The organism is Bradyrhizobium sp. NDS-1 (genome assembly GCF_032918005.1).
Lineage (GTDB): Bacteria > Pseudomonadota > Alphaproteobacteria > Rhizobiales > Xanthobacteraceae > Bradyrhizobium > Bradyrhizobium tunisiense.
The window spans coordinates 139,682-159,518 of sequence record NZ_CP136628.1 but is presented as its reverse complement, the minus strand read 5'-3'; the positions used below and the strand labels follow the sequence as shown (position 1 = coordinate 159,518).

At 65.4% G+C, this 19,837-nt stretch carries 21 protein-coding genes; 10 read left to right on the top strand and 11 right to left on the bottom strand.

What is annotated here, in order from left to right; all coding sequences use genetic code 11:
* Positions 1–12 precede the first annotated feature (12 nt).
* The 3 genes from nth to RX330_RS00720 are packed head-to-tail and all read left to right on the top strand — an operon-like array spanning position 13 to position 3,547.
* Positions 13–765 (top strand): endonuclease III, encoded by a 753-nt coding sequence (gene nth / locus RX330_RS00730; protein ID WP_317241734.1) that lies wholly within the window; start codon positions 13–15, stop codon positions 763–765.
* Between the two features lie 30 nt (positions 766–795).
* Positions 796–1,932, top strand: coding sequence for an HlyD family secretion protein (locus RX330_RS00725; protein WP_317241733.1), 1,137 nt, complete (start codon positions 796–798; stop codon positions 1,930–1,932).
* Positions 1,919–3,547, top strand: a complete 1,629-nt coding sequence (locus tag RX330_RS00720; RefSeq protein WP_317241732.1) for an MFS transporter — start codon at positions 1,919–1,921, stop codon at positions 3,545–3,547. Before RX330_RS00725 ends, RX330_RS00720 begins: the two co-directional genes overlap by 14 nt.
* 3 nt (positions 3,548–3,550) lie before the next feature.
* Here RX330_RS00720 and RX330_RS00715 read toward each other — a convergent pair whose 3' ends face one another.
* The 3 genes from RX330_RS00715 to RX330_RS00705 form a co-directional block, all read right to left on the bottom strand.
* On the bottom strand, positions 3,551–4,291 hold the full coding sequence (locus RX330_RS00715; RefSeq protein WP_317241731.1) for a sulfate transporter family protein: 741 nt from the start codon (positions 4,289–4,291) through the stop codon (positions 3,551–3,553).
* Positions 4,292–4,396: 105 nt separating this feature from the next.
* Complete coding sequence (nikR, locus tag RX330_RS00710; protein ID WP_317241730.1) at positions 4,397–4,843, bottom strand: nickel-responsive transcriptional regulator NikR; 447 nt, start codon at positions 4,841–4,843, stop codon at positions 4,397–4,399.
* Between the two features lie 81 nt (positions 4,844–4,924).
* Entirely contained in the window at positions 4,925–7,384 is a 2,460-nt protein-coding gene (locus tag RX330_RS00705; RefSeq protein WP_317241729.1) for a heavy metal translocating P-type ATPase, read from the bottom strand.
* Positions 7,385–7,434: 50 nt separating this feature from the next.
* On the opposite strand from RX330_RS00705, the gene RX330_RS00700 reads away from it, so the two are divergent.
* Complete coding sequence (locus tag RX330_RS00700; protein WP_212083052.1) at positions 7,435–7,710, top strand: metal-sensitive transcriptional regulator; 276 nt, start codon at positions 7,435–7,437, stop codon at positions 7,708–7,710.
* A gap of 98 nt (positions 7,711–7,808) precedes the next feature.
* Here RX330_RS00700 and RX330_RS00695 read toward each other — a convergent pair whose 3' ends face one another.
* Positions 7,809–8,786: a YiiX/YebB-like N1pC/P60 family cysteine hydrolase gene (locus RX330_RS00695; protein WP_212083055.1), complete on the bottom strand. Its 978-nt coding sequence runs from the start codon at positions 8,784–8,786 to the stop codon at positions 7,809–7,811.
* A gap of 192 nt (positions 8,787–8,978) precedes the next feature.
* On the opposite strand from RX330_RS00695, the gene RX330_RS00690 reads away from it, so the two are divergent.
* Complete coding sequence (locus RX330_RS00690) at positions 8,979–10,367, top strand: flavin monoamine oxidase family protein (RefSeq protein WP_317241727.1); 1,389 nt, start codon at positions 8,979–8,981, stop codon at positions 10,365–10,367.
* Positions 10,368–10,430: 63 nt separating this feature from the next.
* Here RX330_RS00690 and RX330_RS00685 read toward each other — a convergent pair whose 3' ends face one another.
* From RX330_RS00685 to pheS, 3 genes are read right to left on the bottom strand one after another with little or no spacing between them, the layout of a single operon-like run.
* A complete protein-coding gene (locus tag RX330_RS00685; protein ID WP_317241726.1) occupies positions 10,431–11,201 on the bottom strand; it encodes a sulfite exporter TauE/SafE family protein in 771 nt (256 codons plus the stop codon).
* Positions 11,198–13,606 carry a phenylalanine--tRNA ligase subunit beta gene (gene pheT, locus RX330_RS00680; protein ID WP_317241725.1) on the bottom strand — a complete coding sequence of 803 codons (2,409 nt, stop codon included), beginning with the start codon at positions 13,604–13,606 and terminating at the stop codon, positions 11,198–11,200. The genes RX330_RS00685 and pheT overlap by 4 nt, the downstream gene beginning before the upstream one ends.
* Positions 13,603–14,685, bottom strand: coding sequence for a phenylalanine--tRNA ligase subunit alpha (pheS, locus tag RX330_RS00675; RefSeq protein ID WP_317241724.1), 1,083 nt, complete (start codon positions 14,683–14,685; stop codon positions 13,603–13,605). Before pheS ends, pheT begins: the two co-directional genes overlap by 4 nt.
* Positions 14,686–14,837: 152 nt before the next feature.
* Here pheS and RX330_RS00670 point away from each other — a divergent pair, with 152 nt between their 5' ends.
* The gene (locus RX330_RS00670) at positions 14,838–15,251 is read left to right on the top strand and encodes a hypothetical protein (RefSeq protein ID WP_317241723.1); all 414 of its coding nucleotides are present in this window, start codon (positions 14,838–14,840) and stop codon (positions 15,249–15,251) included.
* A gap of 8 nt (positions 15,252–15,259) precedes the next feature.
* Here the strand turns inward: RX330_RS00670 and rplT are convergent, their stop codons facing one another.
* Complete coding sequence (gene rplT, locus RX330_RS00665; RefSeq protein WP_212083103.1) at positions 15,260–15,619, bottom strand: 50S ribosomal protein L20; 360 nt, start codon at positions 15,617–15,619, stop codon at positions 15,260–15,262.
* Between the two features lie 80 nt (positions 15,620–15,699).
* Positions 15,700–15,900 (bottom strand): 50S ribosomal protein L35, encoded by a 201-nt coding sequence (gene rpmI, locus RX330_RS00660; RefSeq protein ID WP_008539890.1) that lies wholly within the window; start codon positions 15,898–15,900, stop codon positions 15,700–15,702.
* Positions 15,901–16,185: 285 nt separating this feature from the next.
* Here rpmI and RX330_RS00655 point away from each other — a divergent pair, with 285 nt between their 5' ends.
* A complete protein-coding gene (locus RX330_RS00655) occupies positions 16,186–16,590 on the top strand; it encodes a hypothetical protein (RefSeq protein ID WP_212083106.1) in 405 nt (134 codons plus the stop codon).
* A gap of 65 nt (positions 16,591–16,655) precedes the next feature.
* On the opposite strand, the gene infC is transcribed toward RX330_RS00655, so the two are convergent.
* Positions 16,656–17,195, bottom strand: a complete 540-nt coding sequence (infC, locus tag RX330_RS00650; RefSeq protein ID WP_085969949.1) for a translation initiation factor IF-3 — start codon at positions 17,193–17,195, stop codon at positions 16,656–16,658.
* Positions 17,196–17,444: 249 nt separating this feature from the next.
* On the opposite strand from infC, the gene RX330_RS00645 reads away from it, so the two are divergent.
* Both RX330_RS00645 and RX330_RS00640 read left to right on the top strand, forming a co-directional pair.
* Complete coding sequence (locus tag RX330_RS00645) at positions 17,445–18,245, top strand: alpha/beta hydrolase (protein WP_317241721.1); 801 nt, start codon at positions 17,445–17,447, stop codon at positions 18,243–18,245.
* A gap of 133 nt (positions 18,246–18,378) precedes the next feature.
* Positions 18,379–18,846 (top strand): nuclear transport factor 2 family protein, encoded by a 468-nt coding sequence (locus tag RX330_RS00640; RefSeq protein ID WP_317241720.1) that lies wholly within the window; start codon positions 18,379–18,381, stop codon positions 18,844–18,846.
* 11 nt (positions 18,847–18,857) lie between these two features.
* Here RX330_RS00640 and RX330_RS00635 read toward each other — a convergent pair whose 3' ends face one another.
* Positions 18,858–19,655: an acyl-CoA thioesterase domain-containing protein gene (locus RX330_RS00635; RefSeq protein ID WP_212083115.1), complete on the bottom strand. Its 798-nt coding sequence runs from the start codon at positions 19,653–19,655 to the stop codon at positions 18,858–18,860.
* Between RX330_RS00635 and RX330_RS00630 the strand changes: the two genes are divergently transcribed.
* Positions 19,654–19,836, top strand: coding sequence for a hypothetical protein (locus tag RX330_RS00630; RefSeq protein WP_317241719.1), 183 nt, complete (start codon positions 19,654–19,656; stop codon positions 19,834–19,836). The genes RX330_RS00635 and RX330_RS00630 overlap by 2 nt on opposite strands.
* Position 19,837 lies beyond the last annotated feature (1 nt).

Below are 19,837 nucleotides of genomic sequence, written 5' to 3'. Positions count from 1 at the left end.
TATATCCCGATCATGGCGAAAATCACCCGCAAGCCCGCCCCGCGCAAAGCGGCGGTGCCGAATAAAAAGGCAAAGCCGGTCGCGGCCAAACCGAAAGCGCCTGCGAAGAAATCGCTCAAAGCTGCAAAACCCTGGACGCCCGCCGAGGTCCGCGAGGTCTTCACCCGCTTCCGCAAGGCCAATCCGGAACCGCAGGGCGAGCTCGAGCACGTCAATCCGTTCACGCTGCTGGTTGCCGTGGTGCTGTCGGCGCAGGCGACCGATGCCGGCGTCAACAAGGCCACGCGCGCCTTGTTCGAAATCGCCGACACCCCGCAGAAGATGCTCGATCTCGGCGAGGAGCGCCTGCGCGAATACATCAAGACGATCGGCCTCTATCGCACCAAGGCGAAGAACGTGATCGCGCTGTCGGCAAAGCTGCTGACCGAATTCGGCGGCGAGGTGCCGCGCACCCGCGCCGAAATCGAATCGCTGCCCGGCGCCGGTCGCAAGACCGCCAACGTCGTGCTCAACATGGCCTTCGGCGAGCACACCATGGCCGTCGACACGCATGTGTTCCGGGTCGGCAACCGCACGGGGCTTGCGCCCGGCAATACGCCGCTCGAGGTCGAGCTCGGTCTCGAAAAGGTGATCCCGGCGGAGTTCATGCTGCATGCCCATCATTGGCTGATTTTGCACGGCCGCTACACTTGCCTCGCGCGCAAGCCGCGCTGCGAGGTCTGCCTGATCAACGATCTCTGCCGGTGGCCGGAGAAGACGGTGTGAGATCGCGGTGAGTTCGTTTGAGGTTCAGTCGTGAGTCAACAAGAGCAAGTTCCATCGTCGCCTCCCGCCGCAGCGCCTGCCCCACCACCGAAGCCGACGCAGCGCCCCGCCACCTCGCTCTGGAGCCGGCTCGCGATCCCGCTGTTTGCCGTCGTCGTTGCGCTCGCCTTCGTCGCGCTGGCGACGTTGCGCTTCGACGAATGGGTCGGCAATGCCGTGATCCAGACCACCAATGACGCCTATGTGCGCGCCGAGCTGACGCGGCTGTCGAGCCGCGTCTCGGGCGAAGTGCTCACCGTAGGGGTCACCGATTTCCAGCGCGTCAAGGCCGGCGATCTCCTGATCCAGATCGATCCCGCCGATTACGAGGCGCAAGTCGCGCAGGCCGAAGCCGCCGTCGTCGCGGCGCAGGCCGCGCTCGACAATCTCGCCAACCAGATCGAGCTGCAATATGCGACGATCGCGCAGGCCCAGGCTGCCCGCCTCTCTGCGGAAGCCATGGAAGTGGAGGCGCGACAGGAGCAGGAGCGCCAGCAATCCCTGTCGCAGACCGAATCCGGCACGCGTCAGCGCCTCGAGCAGGCAGTGGCCGCTTACGCCAAGGCGCAGGCCGACGTGCGCGCGAGCCGCGCCGTGATCGCGGCCCAGCAGCATCAGCTCGAGGTCCTGCAAGGCACCAGGAAGCAGCGCGCCGCCGATGTCGCGGCGGCCAAGGCGACGCTGGCGGGCGCGAAGCTCAAGCTTGGCTACACGAAGATCACCGCGCCGTTCGACGGCGTTGTCGGCGAGCGCCAGGTGCAGCCCGGCGATTACGTCAATATCGGCACCAACCTCATCAACGTGGTGCCGCTGCCCAAGGTCTATGTGATCGCGAACTACAAGGAGACCCAGCTCACGCATGTTGCACCGGGCCAGCCGGTCGAGATCACGGTCGACAGTTTTCCGCGCGAGACGCTGCGCGGCAGGGTCGCGCGCATTGCGCCGGCGACGGGCGCACAGGTGGCGCTGCTGCCGCCCGACAACGCAACGGGCAATTTCACAAAGGTCGTGCAGCGCATTCCGGTGCGGATCCAGTTCGACGATGGCCAACCGCTGCTGGCGCGCCTCGTGCCGGGCATGTCGGTCGTCACCAGCATCGACACCAAGGGCGCAAATGGCGGAAAATGACGATGCCGATCGCGGGCCGGTCTCGCGCGGCGGCGTCGCGCCGCAGCCCATGTTCGCCGTCGCGGCGGTGCTGCTCGGCTCGTTCCTCGCCAATTTCGACAGCCGGCTGACCACGGTCGGTCTGCCCGACCTGCGCGGCGCATTCTCGCTCGGCTTCGACGAGGGCGCCTGGCTCTCGACCGCCGGCATCGGCTCGCAGATCTTCATCGCGCCTGCGGTGGCCTGGCTCGCCACGGTGTTCGGCCTGCGCCGCGTCCTCGGCATCCCCAGCCTCGTCTATGCCGCCGTCTCGTTCGTCATTCCCTTCGTGCACGACTACACGACGTTGCTCGTGCTCAGCGTCGTGCACGGCCTCCTGCTCGGCACCTTCGTGCCGGCGACGCTGATGATCGTGTTCCGCAATCTGCCGATCCGCTGGTGGCTGCCGGCAATCTCGATCTATTCGATCCGCGTCGGCTTCGCGTTGGACACATCGACCTCGCTGGTCGGCTTTTATGTCGACCATCTCGGCTGGCAATGGCTGTACTGGCAGGGCGTGGTGATCGCGCCCTTGATGGGCCTGATGGTCTATCTCGGCACGCCGAACGAGCCGGTGAACCGCGCGCTGCTGCGCGAGGCCGATTGGGGCGGCATGCTGCTGCTCGGCGCCTCGGTCTCGATGATCTATGCCGGGCTCGACCAGGGCAACCGGCTGGACTGGCTCGGCTCCGGCACGGTGATGGCACTGCTCGCAGCGGGCGCGGTGCTGTTTCTGGCCTTCCTCGTCAACGAATCGCTGGTCAGGCAGCCTTGGGCGCATGTGAACGTGCTGTTCTCGCGCAACATCGGCTTCGGCCTGGTCCTGATCCTGCTCTACACGCTGACCAGCCTGTCCAATGCGTCGCTGGTGCCGAACTTCCTCGCCACCATCGCGCTGCTCAGGCCCGAGCAGAGCGGCATGCTGCTGCTGACCTATGGCGCCTTGCCGATGTTCGTGCTGGTGCCGGTCTCGATCTGGCTACTGCGGCATTTCGATACGCGGACGGTGGTCGTCATGGGCTTTGCCTGCTTCGCCGCGGCCAATCTCTGGGGTACGCAACTCACCCACGCCTGGGCGCGCGAGGATTTCGCCGGCATCGTGCTGCTCCAGGCGATAGGGCAGTCGCTGACGCTATTGCCGCTGATCATCACGTTGCTGTCCAACTCCGATCTGAGCCGTGCCACCTCCTTTGCCGCCTATATCCAGATCATGCGGCTCGGCGGCGCCGAGATCGGCGTGGCGCTGATGGGAACATGGCTGCGCGTGCGCGAGCAGGTCCATTCCTTCTATCTCGGCCAGAACCTTGCAGTCGGCGATGCCGACGTGGTGCAGAGACTGAAGCAGCTCGCCGATCACTTCGCCGTCCACGGAACGGGATCGGCGCAGCCGCGCGCGGTCGGCACGCTAGCGGGCATCGTCCAGCGCGAGGCCAATGTGCTCGCCTATATCGACGGCTTCTGGCTGTGCTTCTGGCTGGCGATAGCCGCGCTCGCAATCGTCGCGCTGGTCACCCGCGCGCCGACGGGCCCATTCACGCCCGCGCCGTTCGGCTTCGCCAGGATGCTGCTGCGCAAATGCGGACTAACGGTGACGTAAGCGTCACCGCACCTGCCGCGCCGGCTCGATCAGCTCGGGCCGTGGGCCTGACAGCCGCTTGTGCATGTGGACCATGAAGGCCATGGCGAAGATCGGCGTCGCCAGATTGACGATCGGGATCGAGACGAAGGCGGCGATGAACAGGCCGGCGGTGAAGATGGTGGCGGCGTTGTCGCGCCGCATCGCCTTGGCCTCTTGCGGCGAGCGAAAGCGCATCGCCGCGAGCTCGAAATATTCGCGGCCGAGCAGCCAGGCGGTGGCGAGGAAGAAGATCAGGAAGCCTGCGCCGGCGAACAACACCAGCGGCAACGCGATCAGATAGATCAGGATGGTCAGGAGCGCGGTCTTTATGCCTTCGAAAATCGCCTGGTTGAACGGCAGCGCCGTGCCCGGCCGCTCGGCCGGATAATGCTCACGCTCGACGATGTCGGCGACGTCGTCGACGAACAGGCTGGCCACCAGCGAGGTGATTGCCGGCATCAGGAAGACGCCGCCGAACACAACCCCGAAGCCCGCCGCAATCGAGACGATCCAGGAGAGGATTTCGATCGATGTATGCCAGCCCGGCCCGAGCAGACCCTCCAGCCAGACCTCACCAGAGGTCGCAAACCAGCTGAGCAGCCGCTGCAAGCCGATCGCCAGCACGGTGATCAGCACGAGCGCAAGCCCGATCGAGCGCCACAGGATCGAGCGCATCGGCGGCGAGATCATTTGCGACAGCGCCTTCACGGCGGCATCCAGCATTGGGGGGTCCTTTCACGAAACGACCCGCGAGAAGTAGAGATGCACGGCGGTTTCGGCAAGGGAGGGTGGTTGCCCAAGGCACGGCTGTGTCCGGGGGCACGCAAGCTACCCGTGCCGATGCCCGGGTTTCCGCGCCTTCGCCTGCTTGCCTTCCCCGGTCGGGATCATCACCACGCGGCCATAGCGCACGCCGCGTTCGGCGATGATGTGGTCGGCGAAATGCCGGACTTCGGCGGCATCGCCTCGCAGCGCCGTCATCTCCATGCAATTGTTGTCGTCGAGATGGACGTGCAGGGTCGCCAGCGCGAGGTCGTGATGGCCGTGGAATTCCTGCACCAGGCGCTTGGACAGATCGCGGGCGGCATGATCGTAGACATATACCAGGCCGGCGACGCAGGGGCCGGTCTGGGCGGTCCCCTCGGTGCTCTGCTGCAGGCCGGCGCGGGCGAGATCGCGGATGATCTCGGAGCGGTTCTGATAGCCGCGCGCTTCCGCGGCCGCGTCGATCTCCGCCAGGAGATCGTCCTCGATCGTGATCGTAATCCGCTGCATCAGACCTTCCCCGCGTCGCGCTTGTGTACCATGAACCGTAGCCCGAATGGCGCGAATGCTCCATCCGGGCTGCCAGCTCATTCATAACTTCGTCGCACGCAGCCGCAGCGCATTCCCGACCACGCTCACCGAGGACAGCGCCATCGCCGCCGCGGCGATGATCGGCGACAGCAGCAGGCCGAAGGCCGGATAGAGGATGCCGGCCGCGATCGGAATGCCGGCGGCATTGTAGATGAAGGCAAAGAACAGGTTTTGGCGGATGTTGCTCATGGTCGCCTGCGACAGTTTACGTGCCCGGGCGATGCCGATGAGATCGCCCTTGAGCAGCGTCACGCCCGCGCTTTCCATCGCGACGTCCGTGCCGGTGCCCATGGCGATGCCGACTTCGGCGGCGGCCAGCGCCGGTGCGTCGTTGACGCCGTCGCCGGCCATCGCGACGATGCGGCCGGCCTTCTGCAGCTTGGTCACCACCGCGCTCTTCTGATCCGGCAGCACCTCTGCTTCGACCTCGGCGATGCCGAGCCGGCGCGCCACCGCTTCCGCCGTGGTGCGGTTGTCGCCGGTCAGCATGATCACCTTGATGCCTTCGGCAGCCAGCGCCTTCAGCGCCTCTGGCGTCGAGGCCTTGACGGGATCGGCGATCGCGAACAGGCCGGCAAGTCGGCTATCCACGGCCATGTTGATCACCGTGGCGCCGTCGCCGCGAAGCCGCTCAGCCTCGGCGTCGAGCGCCGTCGTGTCGATCCCGATCGAGGCGAGATATCTGGCATTGCCGAGCGCGACGGTCTTGCCGTCGACCTTGCCGGTGGCGCCCTTGCCGGTCGGCGAGTCGAACTGCTCGACCTCGCCGAAGACGAGCTGCTTCTCCTTGGCCGCGCGCACGATCGCGTCAGCCAAAGGATGTTCGCTGGCGTGCTCGACGCTGGCCGCAAGCCGAAGGATGTCGTCTTCCGCAAGTCCGGCCGCCGGCACGATCGCGACCACCTTGGGCTTGCCCTCGGTCAGCGTTCCCGTCTTGTCGACCACCAGCGTGTCGATCTTCTCCATCCGCTCCAGCGCCTCGGCGTTCTTGATCAGCACGCCTCCTTGCGCACCGCGGCCGACGCCGACCATGATCGACATCGGCGTCGCGAGCCCCAGCGCACAGGGGCAGGCGATGATCAGCACGCTGACGGCGGCGACGAGACCGAAGGCGAGCCGCGGCTCCGGACCGAACCACGACCAGGCCGCAAAGGCGGCGATGGCGACGACGATCACGGCGGGCACGAACCAGCCCGCGACCTGGTCGGCCAGCCGCTGAATCGGCGCGCGCGAGCGCTGCGCGTCCGCGACCATCTGCACGATCTGCGACAGCAGCGTCTCGCGTCCGACCTTGTCGGCGCGCATGATAAAGCTGCCCGACTGGTTCAGCGTGCCCGCGATGACTTTCGCACCGGTTTCCTTGGTGACCGGCATGGATTCCCCGGTGACCAGGGATTCGTCGAGCGAGGAGCGCCCCTCCAGGATGACGCCGTCGACCGGCACCTTCTCGCCGGGACGAACGCGCAAGTGATCGCCGGCATGAAGCGCATCGATCTCGACCTCATGCTCGCTGCCATCGGCATCGACGCGGCGCGCGGTCTTCGGGGCGAGCTGCAACAGCGCCCTGATCGCGCCCGAGGTCGCGTCACGGGCGCGCAGCTCCAGCACCTGACCGAGCAGCACCAACACGGTGATCACCGCCGCCGCCTCGAAGTAGACGGCGACCGCGCCTTCATGGCCGCGGAAGGTGGCAGGAAAAATCTGCGGCGCGAGGGTGCCGATGATGCTGTAGACATAGGCAACACCGGTGCCCATCGCGATCAGCGTGAACATGTTGAGGTTGCGCGTCAGCAGCGATTGCCAACCGCGAACGAAGAACGGCCAGCCGGCCCACAGCACCACGGGTGTGGCGAAGACGAGCTGGATCCAGTTCGACAGCGTCTGATCGATCCAGTTGTGCGAGCCTGCGAGATGGCCGCCCATCTCCAGCACCACGGCCGGCAGCGCAAGTGCGCCGCCGATCCAGAACCGCCGCGTCATGTCGGCAAGCTCCGGATTGGGACCGGTTTCCAGGCTCGCCACCTCCGGCTCCAGCGCCATGCCGCAGATCGGGCAGCTGCCGGGTCCGACCTGGCGGATCTCGGGGTGCATCGGGCAGGTGTAGATCGTGCCGGCGGGCATCTCCGGCGCGGGCGCCTTGTCCTCGGCGAGATATTTTGCGGGATCGGCGGCGAACTTGGTGCGGCAGCCGGCCGAGCAGAAATGGAAGGTTTCGCCGTGATGGTCAAACCGGTGCTTCGAGGTCGCGGGATCGACGCTCATGCCGCAGACGGGGTCCAGGACCTTTGCCGCGCCAGCACCATGGTCATGCGCGTGATGATGGGCGTGGCCGGCGTGATCGCCGTGCCCGCCGCAACAGGAGGCCTCCGCCGGCTTGGCCGCCGGCGCAGCCTTGCTGGAACAGCCGCATCCGGAATGGGTTTCCGGCTCGTGATGGTGCCCGTGTTCGGCGTCTTTCATGGCGGCGCTCCGGCCTTGCAATATATACCCTACGGGGGTATATAGGCCTCATGCGCGAAGACATCAAGGCATCGGTCGGAAAACGCCTCGGCCGGATCGAGGGCCAGGTTCGCGGCCTCTCGAAAATGGTAGAGGAAGACCGCTACTGCATCGACATCGTGACGCAGATCTCGGCGGTGCGCGCCGCGCTGCGCCGGGTCGAGGAGGAGGTCCTGAAGGACCACGTTGCCCATTGCGTCGAGCACGCGATTGCGAGCGGCGACAAGGCGGATCAGCGCGAGAAGATCGCGGAGCTGATGGCGGTGATTGGAAGGGCGGAGCGGTAGTTCTCAGTGTCGCTGCGCTTCTCGCAACGACGGTTGTTGAGCCGACGTCCCGCACCACCCAGGTGTCGTCCCGGCGAACGCAGGGACGACGGTGACGCTTACGCCGCGATCTCGCACTTGGCTCTGCGGCGCCACGCGCGGTACATCGCGAGCTCGTTCAGGTGCACAAAATGCTCGGAGAAATTGCTGGGCATCTCCGCAGGCTGCGCCGTCACTTCTTCAGTCGGATTCTCACCCGACGCCTCTTCGTCAATCGCCTCAGGAACGAGCGGCGGCGCACGGAGCGTTTCTGGAAACACACTGAATGTGCCCGCTACCTCCTCGAGCGGCTTCTGCTTGTCGGCCCAGTGCAGGGCGGTGTAGTCGAAACCGTGCACGATGGTGGGTTTGACGACTTCGAAATAGGGCGAGATGTCGAAGTCGCGGGGCATGTAGAGCGAGGAATCGCGGATGTGCAGGATCTCGCGGCGGGCGGCGCGGCTGCCGGCCTTGGTGATCTTGGGCAGGATCGGGTAACGCACGGCATCGAACGCCTGCGCGATCAGCGCCGAGCAGATGATCTTGGTCGGATCGCCCGAGCCGAGCGCGATCATGCGCCGCCGCCAGCGCTGCGGCACCGGCAGCGGAAACAGGAATCGCATGAGATCGACGATGTTCTTGGTGTCATAGCCGAAGCCGATGCGGTTGATCGCATAGCGGCAGACCGTGGTGCGGTCCTCATAGGACAGCCCGACCGGGCGGCAGAGGCGGGTGTGATAGGGGAAATATTTCGAAAGCGGCGCCGACGTGACGCCCTCGCCGATATTGGCTTCGATCAGCACATGCGGCTCGCCGTCCGGCTCCTCCGCGCCCTCGATCGGACCGACATAGAGCGCGGCATGCGACCAGGTCGATTGCGTCAGATATTTGATGATGCCGGAGATGCGGTTGTTGCCCTCGACCAGCAGCACGTCACCGGGCTCGACGACGCCGCGCAGGTGCTCCGGGTCGCTCGGCGTGAACGGCTCATAGCCGGGCACCTCCTTGGAGAGGTACGCGGCAATCAGCTTGCCGACAGAATCTAGGACCGTCCCCATTTCAAACTCCCCCCACGGCCTTTTCCGGCCGTCTTTTTCCCTTCTCTATCATGGTCGAAACGTGTTGCAATTCGGTTCATCACTCCGTGAGGTCAAGCACGATTGATTCACCATGATGGTTGCTGTGCAACATCAGATGCGGCAAGGTTCGCTGACTGTTCCCGTTCGCCGCAAGTCCTCGGAAACCATGACATGACAATCACGCGCCGCGGTTTCCTTTCGGCGTCGGCGGTCCTTGCCGCGATGCCGGTCCTGCGGGCAACCGCCGCGCCGCTGCCGCGCGAGGCTGACATCGCCGTGATCGGAGCGGGGGCAGCCGGCATCGCTGCGGCGCGGCGTATCATGGCCACGGGCCGCAAGGTCATCGTGGTGGAGGCGGCGCCCCAGATCGGCGGCCGCTGCATCACCGACAGCACGACCTTCGACACGCCGTTCGACCGCGGCGCGCGCTGGATGCACAATCCCGACACCAATCCGATGATCCGGCTGGCGCGTAGCGCGGGGCTCGACGTGCTGCCGGCGCCGTCGGGCCAGAAGATGCGCATCGGCCGCCGCAACGCGCGCGCCGGCGAGACCGAGCAATTCCTGGCTGCGCTGGTGCGGGCCAACCGTGCCATCGACGAGGCCGCGCGGGCCAAGCTGGACAGCTCTTGCGCGTCCGTGCTGCCAAAGGATCTCGGCGACTGGGCGGGCACGGCCGAGTTCATGCTGGGCGCGGGCTTCGCCGGCAAGGACCTGAAGGAGCTGTCCGCCATCGACAAGGGACGTGCGCAGGATCGCAACGCGGCGATCGCCTGCCGTCAGGGCTTGGGCACGCTGATCACGAAGCTCGGCGAGCAGGCGCCGATGGCGCTGTCGACGCCCGCGAGCCGTATCGCCTGGAGCAACCGCGACGTCAGCGTGGAGACGCAGGCCGGCAAGATTGCCGCGCGCGCGGTCATCGTCACGGTCTCGACCAATGTGCTGATATCAGGCGCGATCAAGTTCACGCCCGACATCCCCAAGCGCACGCTGGATGCGGCGTCAAAACTCGGCCTCGGCAGCTACGATCGTATCATGCTGCAATTGCCGGGCAATCCGCTCGGTCTGTCGCGCGACGATATCCTGATCGAGCAGAGCAATTCGACGCGCACGGCGCTCATGTTCGCCAATATCGGGGGCTCCTCGCTCTGCTCCATCGACGTCGGCGGCGCGTTCGGCCGCGATCTCTCCGAGCAGGGCGAAAAGGCGATGGCGTCCTTCGCCAGGGAATGGATCGCGAAATTATTCGGCAGCGAGGCCGCTTCCGCCGTGCAGAAGACCAGCGCCACGCGCTGGAATGCCTCGCCTTTCGTGATGGGCGCCATGTCGGCGGCCTCCCCCGGCGGTCAACTCTCGCGAAGGGTCTTGGCGGAGCCGATAGGCAATGTGTTTCTCGCCGGCGAGGCAACCCATGAGACGCTGTGGGGCACTGTCGATGGCGCCTGGGAAAGCGGCGAACGAGCCGCGGATGCGGCCCTGCGCAAGATCGGCGCGCTCAAGGATGATCCGGCGGATGCACCGACGCAGTCGACGAAGAAGCGTAGGGCGCCGCGGCAATAGGGCAACTAAGTCGCCAAAACACTCCGCTGTCGTCCCTGCGTTCGCAGTAACGACGGCAGCGGTTTATCGCAACAGCCCGTCCAGCACCGGCAGCCCGGCAATCACCGCCATCGCAATCAGCGCGTAGCAGATGCCGCGAAACACCCGCTCGCTGGCCCGGCCGAACAGCGAGGCTCCGAACGCGACACCCGCCGCATAGACCGGGCCGACGATGAGCGATAGCAGCAGCGACTCGCGCGAGATCAGGCCGGTGGCCGCGTAGCTGACCATCGAGAAGAAATCCGACGCGCCGAAGAACAGTACGATATTGGCGCGGGCGACGATCGGAGCGATGGGGCGGCCGAGCCAATAGCCGACGATCGGCGGACCGCCGGTCTGTGCGAGGCCACTGCAGAAGCCAGAGAGGCTGCCGATGCCGACCGAGAGCCAGGCGTGGTCCTTGCCGCGATAGCGCCAGCCCGACAGCAGCAGAAGCAACAGCGCGGCGACGAAACAGGAGATGATCCAGCGCGTCGTGACGGGCTCGAGCACGCTGAGGAAATAAGTGCCGACGGGGACGCCGACCAGCGCACCCAGCACGATCACCGCGGTGGCCTTGCGGTCAGCCTTCCGCCATGCGTCCGGCAGCAGCGGCGCGGCCGCGATGAAATCGATGACGAGCAGCAGGGCGGCAACCAGCCGCGGCGCCGCGATACTGCTCGCCAGCGGCATGAAGATCAGCGCCGAGCCGAAGCCGGAAAAGCCGCGCGCGGTGCCGGAAACGAAAGCGACGGCGCAGAGCGCCGCCGCGATCGTGAGGTTGACGTCCTTCGGAAGGAAGTCAGCAGGACTCATCCGCGCAACGTGCCGCCGGTCTTCTTGGTGACCTCGGCCACGATTTTGGCGCCGACGGCCTCGATCTCCTGATCGGTCAGGGTTTTCTCGCGCGGCTGAAGCGTGACCGCGATGGCGATCGACTTCTTGCCGTCGTCGATGCCCTTGCCTTCGTAGACGTCGAAGACATTGACGCCGGTGATCAGCTTCTTGTCGACGCCTTGCGCCGCGCGGACGATGTCGCCGGCCTTGACGGCGCGGTCGACAATGAAAGCGAAGTCGCGCGACACCGGCTGGAACGCCGAGAGCTCGATCAAGGGCTTGGCGCGCGTCGGCTTCTTCTTCGCCTCGGGGATGCGGTCGAGGATCACCTCGAACACGACAAGCGGCCCATCGGCGCCGAGCGCCTCGAGCGCTCTGGGGTGCACTTCGCCGAAAGTGCCGAGCACGTTTTGCGGACCGATCTGGATCGTGCCGGATCGTCCGGGATGCAGCCATTTCGGGCCGCCCGCGACGATCTGCAGCGCCTGCATCGGCGCGCCTGCGGCAGCCAGCACCGCCAGCGCATCCGCCTTGGCGCCGAACACATTTGCCTGCGTCGAACCGGACCAGTGCCGTCCCAGGCCTTCCGACGAGGCAAAGCCGCGGCGAACGCCGCTTGCAGCCATGAACTGATCCTGCGGGCGATCACCTTTGAAGACCTGACCGACCTCGAACAATGCCACATCGCTCACGCCGCGATTGGCATTCGCCTGCGCGGCCGTGATCAGACCCGCGAGCAGGGTCGGACGCATGTCGGAGAGATCCGACGCGATCGGGTTGGCGACTTCGAGCTCGCGCTGCCCGCCGCCGAACAATTGCGCTGCGGACTTCGTGATGAAGGACCATGTCACCGCTTCGATGATGCCGCGGCTTGCGAGCGCGCGCCTGGCGCGGCGGGTGCGCAGCTGAAGCGATGTCAGCACCGGCTTGCGTGCGTCCTCGCCGCGTTCGAACGGCGTCATCGGCACCTTGTCGACGCCGAAGATGCGGACGATTTCCTCGACGATGTCGGCCTTGCCGTGCACGTCCGAGCGCCACGAAGGCACCGCGACCTTCACGACCGGACCGGGGCCTGCCATCATGAAGCCGAGATGGGTCAGGATGCGCTTCATCTCCGGCTGCGGCACCTCGATGCCGGACAGACGCTTGACCTCGGTGATCGGGAATTCGATCAAATGATCGTCGCCGAAGGCCTTGCCGACCACGACGGTTTCGGACGGCGTGCCGCCGCACATCTCCATCACCAGCTTGGTCGCGAGCTCGAGGCCCGGCACCATGAAGGCCGGATCGACGCCGCGCTCGAAGCGATAGCGCGCATCGGAATTGATGCCGAGCTTGCGGCCGGTCTGGGCGATGTTGATCTCGTTCCACAGCGCCGATTCGATCAGCACGTCGGTGGTGTTTTCATCGCAGCCCGAGGCCTCGCCGCCCATGATGCCGGCGAGCGATTCGACGCCGTGCTCGTCCGCGATCACGCAGATCGACGGATCGAGATTGTAGGTGCGGCCGTCGAGCGCGAGCAGGCTCTCGCCGTCGCGAGCCCGGCGCACGACGAGATTGCCCTTCACCTTCTTCGCGTCGAACACGTGCAGCGGACGCGCGCGGTCGTAGGTCATGAAGTTGGTGATGTCGACCAGCGCGTTGATGGGCCGCAGCCCGATCGCGGTCAGCCGCTTCTGCAGCCATTCCGGCGACGGCCCGTTCTTGACGCCGCGCACGAGGCGAAGCGCGAAGCCCGGACAGAGCGCGGAATCCTCGACCGTGACTTTCACCGGGCAGGGAAACTCGCCCTTGATCGGCTTGACGGTGGGGTCCTTGAACTTGCCCATGTCGGCGGCGGCGAGGTCGCGCGCGATGCCGTGCACGCCGGTACAGTCCTGGCGGTTCGGCGTCAGGTTGATCTCGACCACGGGATCGCCGAGCCCCGCCCATTCGGCGTAAGCAGCGCCGAGCGGCGCATCGGCCGGCAATTCCATGATGCCGTCATGATCGTTGGAGATCTGCAGCTCCGCCGCCGAGCACAGCATGCCGCGGCTCTCGACACCGCGGATGGTGCCGACACCGAGCGTGATGTCCTTGCCTGGGATATAGGTCCCGGGCGGCGAGAACACGCTGACGAGGCCCGCGCGCGCATTCGGCGCGCCGCACACCACCTGGACCGGCGCGCCACCGTCGCCAGTGTCGACCATGCAGACCCGCAGCCGATCCGCATTCGGATGCTGCTCGGCCGAGATCACCTTCGCGATGGTGAAGGGCTTGAGCGCCTTCGCCTTGTCCTCGATGTTCTCGACCTCGAGCCCGATCATGGTGAGCTTCTCGGCGAGCTTGTCCAGCGGCTCGTCGGTGTCGAGATGGTCCTTCAGCCAGGAAAGAGTGAATTTCACGAGCTCAGCCCTCCGGCAAGCGTCGGCACTTCGAGCGGCTTGAAGCCGTAATGGGACAGCCAGCGGACGTCGCTGTCGAACAGCTGGCGCAGATCGGCGATGCCGTATTTCAGCATGGCGATGCGGTCGATGCCCATGCCCCAGGCGAAGCCCTGATACTCGTCGGGATCGATGCCGCAAGCGCGCAGCACGTTCGGATGCACCATGCCGCAGCCGAGAATCTCGAGCCAGTCCTCGCCCTCGCCGAAGCGAATCTCGCCCTTGTCGCGGCGGCACTGGATGTCGACTTCCAGCGACGGCTCGGTGAACGGGAAGAACGAGGGCCGGAAGCGCATGTTGATGTGGTCGACCTCGAAGAACGCCTTGCAGAACTCGTGCAGGATCCATTTGAGGTGGCCGAGATGCGAGGTCTTGTCGATGACGAGGCCCTCGACCTGGTGGAATTGCGGCGTGTGGGTCGCGTCCGAATCGATGCGATAGGTGCGGCCCGGGCAGATCACGCGGATCGGCGGCTTCTGGCTCAGCATGGTGCGCACCTGCACCGGCGAGGTGTGCGTGCGCAACAGCATGCGCGAGCCGTCTTCTTTCGGATGGAAGAAGAAGGTGTCGTGCATCTCGCGCGCGGGATGGCCTTCGGGGAAATTCAGCTTGGTGAAGTTGTAATCGTCGGTCTCGATATCCGGGCCTTCGGCCACCGAGAAGCCCATGTCGGCGAAGATCGTGGTCAGCTCGTCCCAGACCTGGCTCAGCGGATGAATGCGGCCGGCCTCGGTCGGCGCGTCGCGCAGCGGCAGGGTGACGTCGACGGTCTCCGACGCCAGCCGCGCATCGAGCGCCGCGGACTTCAGCACATCGCGTCGTGCGGCGAGCGCCTCGGTGATCTTGTCCTTGGCCTGGTTGATCGCCGCGCCTTGCGTCTTGCGCTCGTCGGGCGACATCTTGCCGAGCGTGGCGAGCAGCGCCGAGATCGAGCCCTTCTTGCCGAGGGCTGCGACGCGCACCGCTTCGAGCGCGGCTTCATCGCCGGTGGCGGCGATCTGGTCGAGGATGGATGTTTCGAGCGTTGCGAGGTCGGACACAGTCAAATCCTTGGCTCCAAATTCGGCTGGGTTGTCGCCGCCGGAAGGGCGTAACGTCAAGCAAAAACCCGGTGTTTTGGGGCTCCCGCTTGGCCGGGGTGAACCTCGCGAGAGCGCGGGCCACCAAGGAAGGATACGAGGAGACCTTCGCGATGCCTTCGAAATGCTGTTGGGCCGTTCTGGCCGCTGTTCTGTCCATTGCCGGTACCCCGGCGCGCGCCATGGTCTGCATGGAGCAATCGATGACGCTGGACGAGGTCGCGGCCGCCATCAGCAGCCAGAAGAGTTGCGAAAGCGCGATGAAGGTCTTCAGGGACTGCCAGTTGACCGCGAGCGGCGATGTCGAGCTCGGCGCCGCCGTCGAGACGAAGTGCGAGGCGGATTTCAAGCCCGGCCTCAGCGCCGCGCGGGCGCAGGCCTACAAGCGCGAGATGCACGCATGCGACGTCAAGTACCGGAGCAAGTCCGGCACCATGTATCGGTCGTTTACGGCATTCTGCCGGGCGGAGGTCGCCCAGCGTTACTCGCAACGCGCGCTGCAGGCTGCGGGCCAGAAGGCCCGCTAGCGCAAGCCTTACGCCGCCAGCGCGGCCTTGGCCTTCTCGGCGATGGCCTGGAACGCGGCGGGCTCGTGGACCGCGAGATCCGACAGCACCTTGCGGTCCACGGTGATCCCGGACTTGGCCATGCCGTCGATAAATCGGCTGTAGGTCAGGCCGAACGGACGGACGGCTGCGTTGATGCGCTGGATCCACAGCGCGCGGAACGTCCGCTTCTTGCGCTTGCGATCGCGGAAGGCGTATTGCATCGCCTTCTCGACCGCCGGCTTGGCGGCGCGGATGGTGTTCTTGCGGCGGCCGTAGAAGCCCTTGGCGGCCTTGTAGACTTTCTTGTGCTTGGCGTGGGCGGTCACACCGCGTTTGACGCGAGACATGACGAAATCCTTCAGAGATGACTTTGGTTATCGGATTGCCGCGCATGACGCGGCACGGTTGGCAATGATCGTGGACGCGATCAGGCGTTCGGCAAGAAGTACTTCTTGACGTTGTCGCCGTCGGTCTTGAACAGCACGCGGGTGCCGCGGAGCTGACGGATCTGCTTCTTCGTCCGCTTGATCATGCCGTGACGCTTGCCGCGCTGGGCGTGCATCACTTTGCCGGTGGCAGTCACCTTGAAGCGCTTTTTAGCGCCCGATTTGGTCTTCAGCTTGGGCATTTGGCTCTCCTAATGGCCACAGAGATCCGCCCGCGAAGGCGGCTGGCCGTCAAAATGCTCGTTAGAGCGTTGATTGTGCTCAGGTTTTTACGAACAAGCGCGAAACCCGCACGAAACACCGCCACGGCAGCCCTTAATCAGCCGGGCGATGAAGGCTGGGCTTATGCCAGAGGACAAGCCCATTGGCAACGATGAACCGCCGGAACCTGCCCGGCGACTATCCGGAAATTGCGTCTCTCATGCCCGAGTCTCATGTCCAAGTCTGTCGCCCGGAGCGGGACCAAAATGGCCCATTTTTCCCAGTTACTTCCGTCTTTGACCGCGTTCGCCCGCCCGCGCCGTCTGGCGCTGTTCGTCGTGCTGGCAACGGCTGCGTTGCCGTCGACCGCCGACGCCCGCGTCGGCAGTTATGACGGCGTCTGGAATGTCACTTTCGCCACCACGCGGGGCAATTGCAGCTCGGGCTACAGCGTCCCGTTCGCCGTGACCGGCAGCCGGGTCTCGTCCGCCGGCGGCGGCCGGGTTTCCGGCAGGGTCAATCGCGGCGGTGCAGTCGCGGTCCATGTCTCGGTCGGCGCGTCCCATGCCAGCGGCGGTGGCCGGCTCGCCCGTGTGAACGGCACCGGGTCGTGGAAGGGGATCATTTTCGGAGACCAGTGCAGCGGCACCTGGCAGGCGACGCGGACCTGACACACAAACGGCCCGCCGGAGATCCGGACGGGCCGTTGAACTCTCTCGTTCCAAACAAACCGGCGTCAGCGCGGCGCCAGCACCATGACGACCTGGCGACCCTCGAAGCGTGCGTCCTGCTCGACCTTGGCGAGCTCGGCGACGTCGGTCTTGATCTTGTCCAGAAGCTTGGTGCCGATCTCCTGGTGCGCCATTTCGCGGCCACGATAGCGCAGCGTGATCTTGACCTTGTCGCCTTCTTCGAAGAACCGCTGCATCGCGCGCATCTTCACGTCGTAATCATGATCGTCGATCATCGGACGGAGCTTGATCTCCTTGATCTCGACGGTCTTCTGCCGCTTGCGGGCTTCGGCGGCTTTTTTCTGTGCCGAGTACTTGTACTTCCCGTAGTCCATGATCTTGCAGACGGGAGGGCTGACATTCGGCGAAATCTCGACCAGATCCATACCGGCTTCCTGGGCCATCTTGATGGCCAAGACCGTCTCGACCGTGCCCTTATTGTCACCGGTCTGATCGATCAGCTGGATCTGCGCATTGCGGATATCATCATTGATGCGCGGCCCGTCTTTGCTGGCAGCGGGCGGAGCTTTATTAGGACGGCGAATGGGTGGTTCTCCAAAGTTGTGAAAGAAGCGGCTATCTTGAAGGAAGATGCGGTTGCCGGCAAGCAAGTCGCTCGTGCGAGACGCGAAAAACCCTCAAATGCGAGGTATTTTGGCCACGCCTGGGCACGCTGACCGACATAGACACCTTGTGTCTGTTCCGCAAGCGTCCCAAACGGGCAATGCCGCATCCGGTTGCGTCGCAGGAGGCACCCCGGAGAGGTCAAACCGCACAGCCAGAGTAAACGTTCCATGACCGATATAATTCCCGATGCCGTGCCTGACTTCATCGAAGTGGGCGAGGGCCCGTCGGCACGCAGGATCGCGGTGCGCCGCCGCGCCGGAAAAGGTCCGGGACTGGTCTGGCTGGGCGGATTCAAGTCGGACATGCAGGGTGGCAAGGCCGTGGCGCTTGACGGCTGGGCCCGGGAGCACGGTCGCGCAATGGTCCGGTTCGACTATTCCGGTCACGGCGAATCCGGCGGCGATTTCGCCGATGGAACCATCGGGCGCTGGCTCGAAGAGAGCGTGGCTGTGTTCGAGCGGTTCTGCGAGGGCCCGCAGGTCCTGGTCGGCTCGTCCATGGGCGGCTGGATGGCGCTGCTGCTCGCGCGCGAGATCAAGAAGCGGCAAGAGCAACAACAAGCCAAGGCCTCGCTTGCCGGACTCGTGCTGATCGCGCCGGCGCCGGACTTCACCGAAGAGCTGATGTGGAAGAATTTTTCGCCCGCGGTGAAGCGGGAGATCGAGGCCAAGGGCGTTTGGATGAGGCCGTCGGACTATGGCGACGGCTCGCCCTACCCGATCACGCGAAACCTGATCGAGGAGGGGCGCAATCATCTCGTGCTCGGCAGCGCCATCGATCTCGGCTGCCCGGTCCGCATCCTGCAAGGCGCGAAGGATCCCGACGTGCCCTGGCAGCACGCCTTCGCGCTGACGCACCGCCTGCCGGCCGACGACGTCGTGCTGACCATGATCCAGGATGGCGATCATCGCCTCTCCCGCCCGCAGGACATCGCGCGCCTTCTTGCCGCGGTCGCCGAGATCGGGTGAACTCGCTGTCATTGCGCGCGAAGGCGGGCAATCCAGTATTCCAGAGACGGCAGCGATAGAACCGAAAAGCCGCGGCGTACTGGATGCCCCGCCTGCGCGGGGCATGACGGAGAATGAGAAGGGAGACGCTCCAATGACCACCACCGCCATGCTGCGCGCGTTCTGCGATGCGGTCGAGCAGCGCAACGGCCGCGCGTTTGCCGAGCTGTTCACCGAGGACGGCGTGTATCACGACGTCTTCTACGGCGCCTTCACCGGCCGCCCCAAGATCGCCGAGTTGATCGACGACTGGTTCTATCGCACGGCGACCGATTTCCGCTGGGACATGCATGAGCCCGTGTCGGACGGCACCACGCTCTATGCGCGCTACACCTTCAGCTATCGTTCGACCCTGCCGGAAGCGAACGGCGCGCGGGCGATGTTCGAGGGTGTGGCGATCATGACGCTGAAGGACGGCAAGATCGCTGGCTATCACGAGGTCGCCAACACCGCGCCGGCGTTCGTCGATCTGAAGTTTGCGCCTGAAAGAATTGCGAAGATCGTCGCCAGGCAGGGCGCCGAGCTGAAGGCGCGGCCGGAGATGCGGCGGCATCTGAAGTAGGGCGCGCCACTCTACCGCTTCGACGGATTCACGATCGGCTTTCGCTGCGCCAGCGCCGCCACCGTCGCGGTGCCGATCGGGCCCTGTTCGTCGTAGAGCCAGCATTCGCCGATCGCGACGCCATCGGTGGCGTGATGGTTCACCACCTCGAAGCCGATCCAGTTCGTCACCGGCAGACGGTGCAGATAAATCGTCACGTCGCTGTTGATGTAGCCGAGTCCCTTGTCGCCGGCGTTCGCAAACGGGCTGGCGAAATCGGCGCCGGTGGCGACATGGACGAACGGCGTCATCGGCACGCCCGCAACGAGCTCGCGCACCTCGCTCATCCACAGCCGGCGCGGACCCAGCGAGCCCATATGGCCGACGATGGGACGCGTCGTCCATTTGCCGTTCATGCCGAGCCTGGGGTCGGTGGGCTTGGGAATGTCGGCCGGCTTCGGCGCATCCCAGTTCGGCGGCGACCAGACATTGCCTTCGGGGTTTTGCGTCTTGCGTAGCAGCTGGCACGAGGCGCGCGCCATGCCGACGCCGCCGGAGACGAACTCCGCTTCCACCACGCGGATGCGCATTCCGTCGCGCACCAGGCGCGTCGTCACCTCGATCGGCTTGTCGATGGTCGGCAGCCGAAACATGTCGACGGTGAGCCGCGCCGGCACGAATTCGGGGCCGGAATGGCGTTCCTCGATGGCGAAGCCGAGCAGGCCGATGATGACGCGCCCGTGCAGCGATGTCGGATCCCACGGACCGTTGGCTACTTCCGTCGGATGGAATGTGTCGCCGTCGCGGGTGAAGAAAGGGATGTTTGTCATGACGCGCGAGATTGCGGGAATGGATGGGGAAATCAAGGGTGGTGAGAGCGTGTATGCCCGCCAAACAAAAGGTGTCATCGCCCGGCTTGACCGGGCGATCCAGTACGCCGCGGCAGCAGTGATGGAATCGATAGGCCGCGGCGTACTGGATTCCCCGCCTTCGCGGGGAATGACAGCGTAGA

Excerpts from the sequence above, each read along its gene's own strand:
- nth (WP_317241734.1), top strand. The coding sequence starts at position 13 with ATGGCGAAAATCACCCGCAAGCCCGCCCCGCGCAAAGCGGCGGTGCCG.
- RX330_RS00720 (WP_317241732.1), top strand. The coding sequence starts at position 1,919 with ATGGCGGAAAATGACGATGCCGATCGCGGGCCGGTCTCGCGCGGCGGC.
- RX330_RS00715 (WP_317241731.1), bottom strand. The coding sequence starts at position 4,291 with ATGCTGGATGCCGCCGTGAAGGCGCTGTCGCAAATGATCTCGCCGCCG.
- nikR (WP_317241730.1), bottom strand. The coding sequence starts at position 4,843 with ATGCAGCGGATTACGATCACGATCGAGGACGATCTCCTGGCGGAGATC.
- RX330_RS00705 (WP_317241729.1), bottom strand. The coding sequence starts at position 7,384 with ATGAAAGACGCCGAACACGGGCACCATCACGAGCCGGAAACCCATTCC.
- RX330_RS00700 (WP_212083052.1), top strand. The coding sequence starts at position 7,435 with ATGCGCGAAGACATCAAGGCATCGGTCGGAAAACGCCTCGGCCGGATC.
- RX330_RS00695 (WP_212083055.1), bottom strand. The coding sequence starts at position 8,786 with ATGGGGACGGTCCTAGATTCTGTCGGCAAGCTGATTGCCGCGTACCTC.
- RX330_RS00690 (WP_317241727.1), top strand. The coding sequence starts at position 8,979 with ATGACAATCACGCGCCGCGGTTTCCTTTCGGCGTCGGCGGTCCTTGCC.
- RX330_RS00685 (WP_317241726.1), bottom strand. The coding sequence starts at position 11,201 with ATGAGTCCTGCTGACTTCCTTCCGAAGGACGTCAACCTCACGATCGCG.
- RX330_RS00670 (WP_317241723.1), top strand. The coding sequence starts at position 14,838 with ATGCCTTCGAAATGCTGTTGGGCCGTTCTGGCCGCTGTTCTGTCCATT.
- rplT (WP_212083103.1), bottom strand. The coding sequence starts at position 15,619 with ATGTCTCGCGTCAAACGCGGTGTGACCGCCCACGCCAAGCACAAGAAA.
- rpmI (WP_008539890.1), bottom strand. The coding sequence starts at position 15,900 with ATGCCCAAGCTGAAGACCAAATCGGGCGCTAAAAAGCGCTTCAAGGTG.
- RX330_RS00655 (WP_212083106.1), top strand. The coding sequence starts at position 16,186 with ATGGCCCATTTTTCCCAGTTACTTCCGTCTTTGACCGCGTTCGCCCGC.
- RX330_RS00645 (WP_317241721.1), top strand. The coding sequence starts at position 17,445 with ATGACCGATATAATTCCCGATGCCGTGCCTGACTTCATCGAAGTGGGC.
- RX330_RS00640 (WP_317241720.1), top strand. The coding sequence starts at position 18,379 with ATGACCACCACCGCCATGCTGCGCGCGTTCTGCGATGCGGTCGAGCAG.
- RX330_RS00630 (WP_317241719.1), top strand. The coding sequence starts at position 19,654 with ATGACGCGCGAGATTGCGGGAATGGATGGGGAAATCAAGGGTGGTGAG.
- RX330_RS00635 (WP_212083115.1), bottom strand. The coding sequence starts at position 19,655 with ATGACAAACATCCCTTTCTTCACCCGCGACGGCGACACATTCCATCCG.